The sequence below is a fragment of the Abyssibacter profundi genome (assembly GCF_003151135.1).
Classification (GTDB): Bacteria; Pseudomonadota; Gammaproteobacteria; order Nevskiales; family OUC007; genus Abyssibacter; species Abyssibacter profundi.
In genome coordinates, this window is the sequence record NZ_QEQK01000007.1 from 193,322 (window position 1) to 205,183 (window position 11,862).

Genomic DNA, 11,862 nt, shown 5'->3' on the forward strand with positions numbered 1-11,862 from the left:
GTGCTTTCGCATCGAGTTCGTTAAAACATCACCGATGCCCAAACGCCTGCCTCAGTGGTTCCAAACGCATTTTCTGCAGATCGACGCGGATCGGGAACACGCGTTCAAGCGTTCGTTTCTGCACTCGGGCCGTGGCCGCCGCGAGCTCGGCATCGTGCTGTTGCTGCTCCTTGTCCCCACGCTACCTTGGTACGGCCCGCACCTACTTGCCATACCCGAGTCGGTGTTCGCCGCCCTGCCCGTCGCGCTTCAGTGGGCAAGCCTGATCACCGCTTTGCTTGCGCTGGTGGTCAACCGCCTCGCCCGCGGTCATCTGCGCGTGGTGCTGACCGTGGCGACGATGAATCTGGTCGCCATCATCTTTCTCACCGCACTGCGCGTGGTGGGCAGCCACCAGGGGTTCGAGATTCCGATTGCGATTCAAGCCACCCTGGTTGTGGGTGTCGGCGTGATGGCCGGCATGACCGCCCGCCACAATCTGGTGTTCTTCGGTACCGTGCTGCTGGGTATGACCGTGGCCGAGCTGTGGTGGGTGGAGAACCCCAGCAACCAAGTCATCGAAATCTACGCCATTGTGATGATCAGCGGAATCAGCCTGATCGGCGCGCTGGCTGTGGAACATGCCGCGCGCGGCGCCTGGAAAGATCAGGCCTCGCTGGCCTACCGCGCCAACTACGATGATCTCACCGGCCTGGCCACGCGGGCATTTTTTAGAGAACAAATCGAGTCGCTGTTAAGAGCCGCCCGCCGCGACGAGCGACCGGTGGCGCTGGCCATTGTCGATATCGACCATTTCAAGGCCATCAACGACACCCACGGGCATCTGGTCGGTGATGAGGTCATCCGTAGTGTCGCCGAGGAAATACGCCTGCTCTGCCGCCGATCCACCGATCTGGCCGCACGATTGGGAGGAGAGGAATATGCGCTGTTTCTCTACGGTGCGGATGCGCCCGATGCCCAGCGACTGCTCACCGAACTGCTCGATCGCATCCGCGCCTTGCGGTTTCACGACACCAACGGCCGCCCCCTGTCCCTCAAAACCACGGCAAGCTGTGGTCTGGTGACCGCGCCGCCGGGCATGACGGTGACGCGCAACGGCCTGCTGCTGTCTGCCGACAGTCAGCTCTATGTGGCCAAGCGGTCCGGCCGCGATCGGTTGAGCTGGGAACTCTACAAAGGTGAAACCATCAGCCACACCCGCTAGGGAAGCCCCCGACGACTAGCGCGGCTCCACCACCACCCGATCGCCGCCCTGCTGCCGGGCCAATGCCAGCGCATGCTCCGCTTGCAGCAGGACGCGCTCCAGTCGGTCCGACTGGCGTCCCTCGTAATCGCTGATGCCGATGCTTGCGGTCAGCACGTCACCCTCCAACGGAATCATGCGCAGACGGTATTGCAGCCGGGCGGCGTGCTGGGCGGCGGATTCACGGGAGGTGTCGGGCAGCAACATGACAAATCGCTGCCCAGCCCAGCGGGCGGCCAGATCGGAACTGCGTGCCTGCGTATGCATGACCTCACCGATAGCACGGAGCAACGCGTCGGTCGCGTCCGGGCCCAGCCGGTCGGCGAGCCCGTCGAACTGATCCAGCTCGATGGTCATGACCGCCAGCGGGTGACCATTGCGTCGCGCCTGGTTCAGACAGCGCTCAGCCTGATGCATCAGCTCACTGCGATTCAGCAAGCCGGTCAATGCATCGGTCACGGCCAGGCCGGCCAATGCGGCATTCGCCTGTTCCAAGGCCTCAGATCGGGCATCGAGATCGGCACCTAGCGCGTCCAGTACATCCAGCCGCTCCATGACCAAGGCGGTGAACTCGGCCAGCGTGCCCAGCAGCCAGCGCTCGTGTGGCCGGGGTGTCCGCGGCGTCGACCAATAGCAGCCGATCGCGCCCACAGGCGCGTCAAGCTGGATCGGGGTCACCACCAGCCCGCGGACGAAGGTGGAGCGGTAAAGCGTCTGCGGCACCCGATCATCGGCATGCGCATCGGGAATGATCACGACCTCGCCCTGCAGCATGGCCCAACCGCTGACGCAGGCCCTGAGTGGAAATCGCCGCCCTTTCCAAAGCGGCGCGACCGCGTCTTCCTCGACGTAGCAGCATTGGCCCTCTGCGCGCATGACAAAGCAAGCACCCTGCGCATCCAGGCAGGTACGCACCGATCGACAGACCGCGGTTTGCAGGTCGGCCAATGTTGGGGCCTGGAACAAGCGGGGTACGGCCTGCAGCAAGGTCTGCATGGATCGCAGGCAGGCGGGCTGATCGGCCGCCGGCACCTCCGGTGGCATCAACCGAGTTGGACTGGCAGCGACGGTTTTCAATCCCACCTCCCCGCGCGCGTTGGCTGCGTCCATGCAGCAATGCTGCCGAGCTTAGTCCGCCCTGAGTCCTGAGCAAGCCGCAACGGGGAGTTTCCGACAAACGCGCGACCGAGGCCGACCCCTACCGCAAGCTGGCGCCCAGAAAATCGAGCAACATGTCCCAGGACCGACCACCGGGCAGCACCGCGTCGAAGTGTCCCTCGCCGGCGACCACCCGCAGCTGCACCGGATCGTTCTCGAGCATGGCGGCATGCGCAAACGCCTCCACGGACTCGGGCGCCACGATCTCGTCCTGCCCTCCGCTGATCAACAACACCGGCACGCGCAGGGGCAATCGGTCCATGGGTGAAACCGCCGCGTAGCGATCTCCGACAGTCGCGGGCGTACCGCCCATCACCCTGTCCACTGCAGCGTGGCAACTGCGCTCCGGGCCGACACGGTAGGCCGCCAGGTCGGTAATCGGCGCGATCCCGACCACCGCGCGAACCGGCAGCGGCGCATCGGCGGGTAGCGGACCATGCGGGTCGTCGCGCGTCGCGGCCCACAGCGCCATCTGCCCGCCTGCGGAGTGACCCAGTACGGCGACGCGTGACAGATCCAGTGGCTGGCTGTCACCCAGTGTCTGCAGGTGATCGATCGCAGCACCCGCATCCAGGAACGTGCCCGGCCACCCTCCATCCGGATCGCCAATGCGTCGGTATTCGATGGACCAGGTGGCATAGCCGGCGTCGGTGAGACCAGCGGCCAGATGACTGAAATATTCCAGGCTGAACTGGGACAGCCAACAGCCTCCGTGTATCAGGACCACGACCGGATGCGGCCCGGCACCGGCCGGCAGTCGGAGTTCACCGAACTGCTGTGGGGCCGGCCCGTACGCCAGCCGTTGACCAGGGGGCGGCTGCGGCATCGCCGATAAGACAGACCAGGCCAGGGGTGTTGCGGTGGCGGGCGCCGCCGTCTCGGCAACCGGCGCCACGGGCGTGCGGCTGGCGCAGCCCACCAGCCCGAACAGGAATAGGCCCGCGGCCAGAGATCGGATCCAGGACATACGTCAGGTGACTCGTTGTTGTGCTTGAAACCGGGCATCCCGCCACCGGCCAGATGCCATGATCTGCGCCAGACGTGCCCCCGCATCCCAGACATCGACATGGCGCAGGTACAACGGCGTCAGCCCGAAGCGCAGTATGTCCGGGGTGCGGAAATCGCCGATCACACCCGCCTCGATCAAGGCCTGGCAGATCGGCCAAGCATCCGGATGACGACAACTGACCTGGCTGCCACGACGCACCGGATCGCGGGGGGTCACCAGTTCGAATCCAGCATCGGCCAGCGGCCCGTCGATCCACGCTGCCAGCCCATCGAACAAGGCGGCGGACTTCTCCGCCACATCGGAGATCGACACCGAATCCCAGACCGACAACGCGCCTTCCAGACTCCGCATCCCGATGACGCCGGGCGTGCCCACCTGCCAGCGATCCACCCCCGCCGCAGGTTCGTAAACATCATCGAATTCAAATGGCCGCGCATGACCAAACCAGCCACAAATCGGATTCTCGAGCACGGGCTGTAGCCCCGGCGCCACATAGAGAAATGCCGGGGCACCTGGGCCACCATTCAAGAATTTGTAGCCGCAGCCAATCGCGAGATCGACGTCATCGCCGGCCAGATTCAGCGGGACGGCACCGGCCGAATGGGCCAGATCCCACAACACCAGAGCGCCGCATGCGTGGGCGCGGCGGGTCACGGCGGCCATGTCATGTCTTGCCCCCGTCCGATAATGCACGTGGCTGAGCACCACCACGGCCACCGTCTCGTCGATGGCCTGCTCGATCTCATCAAACGCAACCCGTCGCACTCCATGCGTTGCACCTGCCCGGGTCGCCGCGTCGGTGATGTACAGATCGGTGGGAAAGTTGCCGGCCTCGGTCAGCACCGTGCGGCGCCCGGACTGGAGGGCTAGCGCCGCCACAAGCAGTTTGTAGAGGTTGATTGACGTGGAATCAGCCACCCGTATGTCCTGTTCGGCGGCGCCGAGCAGGTCCGCCAAGCGCCGACCGCAACGCTGAGGCAGGTCAACCCATCCAGCGGTATTCCAGCTTCGGATCAGGCCACGGCCCCACTCGTCTCCGATACAGGTCTGCGCCGCATCACGCGCCGCGTGAGACAGCGGACCCAGGGAGTTGCCATCGAGATAGATCATGCCTTCGGGTAGCTCGAACTGGTCCCGATGGGCGCGCAAGGGATCGACGGCGTCGAGCGCCGCCGCTTCTTCTCGACTCATCAGCATTCGCGAAAGATGCGGCGGCCTGCGTGCCAGCGCAAGTCTGCGCACCCCACGGTTCGCCGCAGTAGGAGTCCGTGCGTGGTGAATCCCGCTTCGGCGATACTGGCCGCATGCACCTCGACCCGCTCATGCTGAAACTGGTCGCCGCGCTGCTGGTTATTCTGGTGGTGGGTTTGGGGTTGCGTATCTTGAAACAGCCCCATGTCGTCGGTTATCTGCTCGCGGGCGTCATCCTCGGACCGCATGGACTAAGCCTGGTTGCCGACCAGCATGCGGTCGCGCGCCTGGGCGAGTTCGGGGTGATCTTCCTGCTCTTCTTCATCGGGATGGAGGCTTCACCCAAGCGGCTGATCGCCAACTGGCGGGTCACCGTCATTGGGACTTTCATCCAGATCAGCGCATCCGTCGGCATGATCTGGATCGTCGGCGCCATGGTCGGCTGGTCCATCGCGCGCATCGTCCTGCTGGGCTTTGTCATCAGCCTGTCCAGCACGGCGGTGGTGCTCAACTATCTGCACGACTCCGGGCGGCTGCGCACCAAAGTCGGCGAGGACTCCATCGGCGTGCTGCTGGCACAAGACCTGGCCATCATCCCCATGCTGGTGGTCATCGGCATTCTCGGCGGCGGGCAGCCCGACCCGCACACCATCTCGCTGCAGGCCATCGGCATCGTGCTGGTCGCCGGGTTACTCGTGTGGATGGTTCGCAGCGACCGTGTCCGGCTGCCGTTGGGCGCCCGGTTGCGGGCAGATAAGGAACTGCAGGTCTTCGTCGCGGTGCTGATCTGTCTGGGCCTGGCCCTCATTACCGGTCTGTTTGACCTGTCGACCGCGCTGGGTGCATTTCTGGCTGGCATGCTGGTGGGCGCGGCCAAGGAAACCCACTGGGTTCATCAGCGACTGGAACCGTTTCGTGTGGTCTTCGTCGCGATATTCTTTGTCTCGATCGGCATGCTGCTCGACCTCGGATTCGTTCTTGAGCACTGGGCCATGGTGGTAGCGCTGCTCCTCACCGTGCTGGTCACCAAGACCGGCATCAATGCGGTCATGTTCCGCTCGCTGGGCGACACTTGGCGGCATGCCGTTCTGGCTGGCGCCGTACTTGCGCAGATCGGCGAGTTCAGCTTTGTGCTGGCTGCAGCCGGTGCTCGCACAAACCTGATTACCGACTTCGCGTACCAGGTCGCAATCTCGGTCATCGCGCTCAGCCTGCTGGTGAGCCCGGCGTGGATTGGAGGCACCCTGCGACTGCTGAAGCGGAACAAGGCCAGGGCGGCGCAACGGGCAGCAAACGCCCAAAATTGAACAACCTCAATATGAACAACCCTCGCTCATTGCCCGATCTTGTCCAAATCACCTCGACCTGCTTGCGCCATGGCGGGGCTTGGCAATCCCCCGTCACAACAGGCGATGTCGCTGATCAGCGACAACCCGCCTCGTCGCTGACGATGCGTGCACAGGCCGCGCAGATCTTTCAATGGACACTGAATGGGTTACTCACATTACGACCCTGCTTGCAAGCATTTCAGCAGCGCGGCCAATTAATATTAAATTCTTGTGAAGAAGCCACCTAACGTGCTGATTTTTATATCAATGCTGCGGAGCAAAAAGGTCACATTTTGTTCACATGGGTAGAAATCACCTCTTGACTTTCTCGCTGGCCAAAACTTTTCCCCAAAGTTATCCACAGCCTGTGTGGATTGCCTGATGTCCACGGGAGAATCATCCCGCACCGTCCAGGTGGCGGTCCCCACGCCGCTGTACCGATGCTTCGACTACGACCTGTCAGCCGGTCAGTCCGCCCCTCCTGGCACACGTGTTCAGGTGCCCTTTGGACGCCGGCGCCTGGTCGGCGTCGTCACAAGCCAGGATGCGGCGGCGGATCAGCGGCCACGCAAGTGCGTCGAGGCTGTGCTCGATGACACACCGATTTTCGGCGCCGAGGATCGCGCGCTCATCGAATGGACCGCGCGCTACTTCGCCGCCCCCATTGGCGAGGTGTACTCGCTAGCGCTGCCCGTACGTCTGCGCGCCGGTCAGTCCGCCGCCTGGTCAGCACCCCAGGCCTGGCGCCTGCGCGATGACCACCCCACCCCTGCCCGGCTGGGCCGCCGGCAACAGGCCGCGCTGGATGCCCTGCGGGATGGCGCATTGGGTGAAGACGAACTTCGCGCACGCAGCGGATTGGACCGACGCGGCGTCGAGCGGCTCAGCGCCCTCAAGCTGATCACGGCCGCCGAAGACGCATCTCCCGCGGCCGCGGGCACCGCGGCGCGGCTCAGCGATGCCCAGGCCGCCGCCGTCGCCTCCCTGACCGCGCGCCTCGGTCAGTTCAGCGCCAGTCTGGTCGATGGTGTGACGGGGAGCGGCAAAACCGAGGTGTATCTGGCCGTAGCCGCCGAGGTCATCGCGCGGGGCGGCCAGGTGCTGGTGCTGGTGCCCGAGATCGGTCTGGTCAACAGCATGGCTGATCGCGTCCGGGCGCGTCTGGGACGGTCACCGCGTGTCCTGCACTCCGGCCTGTCAGACGGCGAACGGGCTGAACAATGGCTGGCGGCCCGTGCTGGGGCCGCCGACGTGGTGATCGCCACACGTTCGGGTGTGTTTGTCCCGATGCCACGCCTCGGCCTGATCGTCGTCGATGAAGAACATGATGGCAGTTACAAACAGGAAGACGGCTGTCGGTACTCGGCACGGGCCGTGGCGGTTTGGCGCGCCCGGCAGCGGGCGATTCCCATCGTGCTGGGCTCGGCAACGCCCAGTCTGGAATCGCTGCAACTGGTCCAGGCCGGCCAGTGCGAGCGTCTGGTTCTGCCGGGACGGGCAGGCGCCGCAGTCCTGCCCAGCGTCCGCCTGGTGGATGTCCGGGCCCATCAGCTTGAACACGGGCTGTGCCACGAATCGCTGACAGCCATGACCGAGCACCTGCAGGCCGGCGGGCAAGTGCTGGTCTTTCTCAATCGGCGCGGCTACGCACCGGCCGTTCTTTGCCACAGCTGCGGCTGGGTTGCCGACTGCCATCGCTGCGACGCGCATCTAACGCTGCATCGCGCGCGCAATCGGCTGTGCTGCCACCACTGCGGATTGGAAGCCGCCCCGCCGGACCGCTGTCCCGACTGTGGCGACCGCAACTTCGTCGGAGCCGGCGCAGGCACGGAACGCCTGGAGCACGCGCTGGCACGACGCTTTGCCGGGTTTCCGGTACTCCGCATTGATCGCGATACCACCCGACGGGTTGGCGAACTCGACGCCCGCCTGGCCCGGGCGGCCTCTGGTGAGGCGCGGATTCTGGTGGGCACGCAAATGTTGGCCAAGGGTCACAACTTTCCCAATCTAAGCCTCGTCGTCATCGTCGATGCTGACCAGGGCCTGTTCAGCGCCGATTTCCGTGCCGGCGAACGTATGGCGCAGGGAATTTTTCAGGTGGGTGGTCGTGCGGGCCGCGCGCAACGAGCGGGGGAAGTGCTGATCCAGACACACCACCCGGACCATCCACTACTGCAACAACTGGTCCGCGGCGATTACGGTGGATTTGCCCGGATGGCCTTGGCAGAGCGGCACGAAACCGCCCTGCCGCCGGCCAGTCACCTCGTCTTGCTGCGCGCCGAATCCACCGACACCGATCGACCGCTGGAGTGGTTACGCGAGGCGGCGACCGTGGGTCGACAGCTGTTTCATGATTCCGTATCGATTTGGGATCCCACCCCCGCGCCGATGGCGCGTCGGGCCGGCCGACACCGTGCCCAGCTGTTGCTGGAATGTGCCCGCCGCGCCCCATTGCAAAGCGGTTTACCCGCGTGGATTGAGGCCTTGGCCAACCTGCGCAACAGCCGCAAGCTGCGATGGAGTCTCGACGTCGATCCGCAGAGCATGCTCTAGCGAACGCCCACGCAGTCCGTCCGGGGTCCCAGGCGCCACGCCGCGGAACCTGCGCTCAGGTTAGAATGCGCGGCCTTTTTTGAATGTTCGGGCACTTCGATGCAGGACCAGATTGTCGAGCTATTGCGCGCCGCCCTGAAGCAGGTTGCGGCCGGTCCGTTTCCCACGCTGGAGGTGCCCGAACGCATCGGCATCGAGCGCACGCGTGACGCCAGCCACGGCGATTTTGCGACCAATGTCGCGATGGCCTCTGCCCGGAGTGCGCGGGCCAACCCACGCCAGATCGCCGAGGCGATTGTGGCGGCCCTGCCCAATGATCCGCAGGTCGAGAAGGTGGAGATCGCCGGCCCCGGTTTCATTAATTTTTTCCTGACCCGTGATGCCGCCACGGCGGTTGTGGGCCGCGTGCTCGACGCAGGCGACCGCTACGGCCACGCCGCTGAACCCAGCGGCCGCAAGGTCATGGTCGAATTCGTGTCGGCCAACCCCAATGGCCCGCTGCATGTCGGTCATGGTCGCGGGGCTGCCCTGGGCGACTGCATCGCCAATCTGCTGGCCGCCGCCGGCCACACGGTGGCGCGTGAGTACTACGTCAATGACGCGGGCCGGCAGATGGACATTCTGGCCGCCAGTATTTGGGTGCGCTATCTCGAACAGCAGGACCAGGCCATGCCCTTTCCCACGGGTGGGTATCAGGGCGCCTATGTCCGCGATATTGCCAGCGGGCTGATCACAAACCATGGCGACCGCTTCCTACACCCGGCCGCCGAGGTTCAGGCCGATCTCGGCCATGACGCCCCGGCTGGCGATAAGGACGCCTATGTCGACGCCCTGATTGCCAAGATGAAAGCCCTGCTGGGTGATGATTTTGCGCTGGTTCATGCCGCAGGCCTGGACAGCCAGCTCAGCGATATCCGCGAGGACCTGGAAGGCTTCGGCATCGTCTACGATCGCTGGTTCTCCGAAGCCAGCCTGGTGACCGATGGCGCCGTTGAGCATGCCCTGGAACGGCTCCGCGCCTCCGGCCACACCATCGAACGAGATGGCGCACTGTGGTTGAAGTCGTCCGAGATGGGCGACGAGAAAGACCGCGTCCTGGTCCGTGCCAACGGCGCGTACACCTATTTCGCCACCGACATTGCCTACCACCTGAACAAGCTGGAGCGGGGATTCGACACCCTGGTCAATGTCTGGGGTGCGGATCATCACGGCTATATCGCGCGTATGCGTGCGGCCATCGAGGCGCTGACCGGCAGCGATGACGCACTGGTGGTCCGGCTGTCGCAGTTCGTCAGCCTGTTCCGGGCGGGCGAGAAGGTCGGCATGTCCACGCGTGCGGGCGAATTCGTCACCCTACGAGAGCTCCGGGACGAGGTCGGCCGGGATGCCGCGCGCTTCTTCTATGTGATGCGCTCCTCGGATCAACCGCTGGACTTTGACCTGGCACTGGCCACGTCCCAGTCCAACGACAACCCGGTGTATTACATCCAATACGCCCACGCGCGAATCTGCAGCGTGCTGCGACAGGCCACCGATGCCGGTGTGACCGTCAACCCGCAGGCCGGCCGTGCAGCGCTGGGGCGACTGACCGAGTCGCATGAAACGGCCTTGATGGGCTTGTTGGCCACCTTCCCGGAGCGCATCGAACAGGCGGCCGCGCAGTACGCACCGAACATCGTGGCCAACGCCCTGCGCGACGTGGCTGACCAGTTCCACAGCTACTACAACGCCCACCGTTTTCTGCTCGATGACGATGCCGAATTGACCCAGGCCCGCCTCACACTGGTATTGGCTGTGCAGCAGGTCTTGGCCAATGGGCTGACCCTGTTGGGCGTCACCGCGCCGGAGACCATGTAGATGGCGCGCGACTACGCCAATCGCAAGAAATCGCCCCCTCGGCGGGGTGGACAAACCAAATCGACCCAGCCGGGCTTGCCTGGCTGGGTCTGGCTCATGGTGGGCGTCACCGCCGGTCTGGTCATCGCCGTGGTGCTGTACATCATCAATGGACCAGAACCTGCGTCCCGCCAGCCCCAGGCACAGCCCGTCGAACAACAGGCCGAGACGCCGGAACCTGCCAAGGAGCTACCGCCCAAGGAAGAGGCCCGGTTCACGTTCTACGAGATGCTGCCCAATTTCCAGCTGGTCCCCCGCACCGAGCAGTACACACCGCCGCCGGAGCCTGAATCCAACCTGCGTTACGCGATTCAGGCGGGGAGCTTCGGCCGTCAGGCCGATGCCGAGGCCCGTCGCGCAGAAATCGCGTTGCTGGGCATGCAATCCCGGGTGGAAACGGCCAAGTTGGATGACGGTCGGACCGTGTATCGGGTCATCATCGGGCCGGAGTCCAGCTTCAAGCGGGTCAAGAATCAAATGGCTCGGCTCTACGACAACGGGATCGAAAGCTTCTTTCGCCGTATCGATTCCTGACCAAGAGACATTGCGCGTCGCCCACCGCCCGGGCCGCTCGATGCGCAGTGCTCGTCTGCGCGAGATGGGTCTTCGACGCCTAGGGCAGGCAGCCAGTATCAACCGTGATTCCGTCGCAGTCCGGTTCGTCCGGTGTGTCATCCGGGTCGTCACCGTCAGGCGTGACCTCCTCCGCCAGCGACTCGCCCAAGGCCCCGAACGCATCGTCGAGCACCCAGCCCACGACGACAGCGGTGATCAGTACGCCCCCAACAACCGTCCAGCCATAGCGGGAGAACCACCCGGCCTCGCCTGACGCCTCGCCACCCGCCCGCGCAGCTGACGACTGACCCATCACGGACCATTGGCCTGATGTCATGCGGCCATCGCGCTGGTAGCGTAGCAACGGAGCGCCGGTCATCGGCGCGGCTGCAGGCAACAGGTCCGGCGAATCCGGCAGCCATTGCAGGCGCAGCTCGGCCTGCTGGGTCTCGCCACCAAAGTGAATCTGCGCCTGCAACCAGGCCGCATCTGCGCTGGCGACAGCCGGCAAACAAGCCACCAACACCGCCAGAACTGGACGGAGCCGGTTCACGACGGCATGTCCTCCAAGACAGCCGCGCTTGCAACGGACGCCGGGGGATATTGCTTGACGCCGCGGGCGGTGATCCAACGCCCGCCATGCCGCCGCAACAGCGCTTCGGCAATGTCTTCACGCACCGCGCGGCCGCCCAGCAAAGGGCTGAGCAGTGGCGACTGCATCGGCGCGCCGGATTCGCCGTCCACCGTGTCTACGGCAAGGATGGTCCGGCGATCATTCAGGTAGAGATTGGTTGGCATGGTGACCCTTATTCCAGTCATGCCCCTCAAGACGGCAAGTCGCGACAAAAGCGGACACGCCACCGTTCGGCACCGACCAGCGGCGCTTGTAAATGCGAACGATTCGCAATAGCGTATCTGCATCACGCCCA

Annotated in this window: 10 protein-coding genes; 5 read left to right on the plus strand and 5 right to left on the minus strand. The window is 64.7% G+C overall.

All coding sequences use genetic code 11. From position 1 onward, the window contains the following. The first annotated feature begins 34 nt into the window (after positions 1–34). Positions 35–1,204, plus strand: a complete 1,170-nt coding sequence (locus DEH80_RS09685; RefSeq protein WP_109720287.1) for a GGDEF domain-containing protein — start codon at positions 35–37, stop codon at positions 1,202–1,204. Between the two features lie 15 nt (positions 1,205–1,219). Here DEH80_RS09685 and DEH80_RS09690 read toward each other — a convergent pair whose 3' ends face one another. The 3 genes from DEH80_RS09690 to kynU form a co-directional block, all read right to left on the minus strand. Continuing rightward, positions 1,220–2,353: a sensor domain-containing diguanylate cyclase gene (locus tag DEH80_RS09690; RefSeq protein ID WP_109720288.1), complete on the minus strand. Its 1,134-nt coding sequence runs from the start codon at positions 2,351–2,353 to the stop codon at positions 1,220–1,222. Between the two features lie 88 nt (positions 2,354–2,441). Beyond that, complete coding sequence (locus DEH80_RS09695; protein ID WP_109720289.1) at positions 2,442–3,368, minus strand: alpha/beta hydrolase family protein; 927 nt, start codon at positions 3,366–3,368, stop codon at positions 2,442–2,444. 3 nt (positions 3,369–3,371) lie between these two features. Further along, the gene (kynU, locus tag DEH80_RS09700; RefSeq protein WP_109720352.1) at positions 3,372–4,601 is read right to left on the minus strand and encodes a kynureninase; all 1,230 of its coding nucleotides are present in this window, start codon (positions 4,599–4,601) and stop codon (positions 3,372–3,374) included. A gap of 77 nt (positions 4,602–4,678) precedes the next feature. On the opposite strand from kynU, the gene DEH80_RS09705 reads away from it, so the two are divergent. The 4 genes from DEH80_RS09705 to DEH80_RS09720 all read left to right on the plus strand — a co-directional run bounded on the left by DEH80_RS09705 (position 4,679) and on the right by DEH80_RS09720 (position 10,912). Continuing rightward, positions 4,679–5,908 (plus strand): cation:proton antiporter, encoded by a 1,230-nt coding sequence (locus DEH80_RS09705; protein WP_165831397.1) that lies wholly within the window; start codon positions 4,679–4,681, stop codon positions 5,906–5,908. A gap of 402 nt (positions 5,909–6,310) precedes the next feature. Beyond that, positions 6,311–8,482 carry a primosomal protein N' gene (locus DEH80_RS09710; RefSeq protein WP_109720291.1) on the plus strand — a complete coding sequence of 724 codons (2,172 nt, stop codon included), beginning with the start codon at positions 6,311–6,313 and terminating at the stop codon, positions 8,480–8,482. Positions 8,483–8,581: 99 nt separating this feature from the next. Continuing rightward, entirely contained in the window at positions 8,582–10,339 is a 1,758-nt protein-coding gene (gene argS / locus DEH80_RS09715) for an arginine--tRNA ligase (RefSeq protein WP_109720292.1), read from the plus strand. Next, positions 10,340–10,912, plus strand: a complete 573-nt coding sequence (locus tag DEH80_RS09720; protein WP_109720293.1) for an SPOR domain-containing protein — start codon at positions 10,340–10,342, stop codon at positions 10,910–10,912. 79 nt (positions 10,913–10,991) lie between these two features. Here the strand turns inward: DEH80_RS09720 and DEH80_RS09725 are convergent, their stop codons facing one another. Further along, on the minus strand, positions 10,992–11,486 hold the full coding sequence (locus DEH80_RS09725; protein WP_109720294.1) for a hypothetical protein: 495 nt from the start codon (positions 11,484–11,486) through the stop codon (positions 10,992–10,994). Continuing rightward, positions 11,483–11,731 carry a hypothetical protein gene (locus tag DEH80_RS09730; RefSeq protein ID WP_109720295.1) on the minus strand — a complete coding sequence of 83 codons (249 nt, stop codon included), beginning with the start codon at positions 11,729–11,731 and terminating at the stop codon, positions 11,483–11,485. The genes DEH80_RS09725 and DEH80_RS09730 overlap by 4 nt, the downstream gene beginning before the upstream one ends. Between the last annotated feature and the right edge of the window lie 131 nt (positions 11,732–11,862).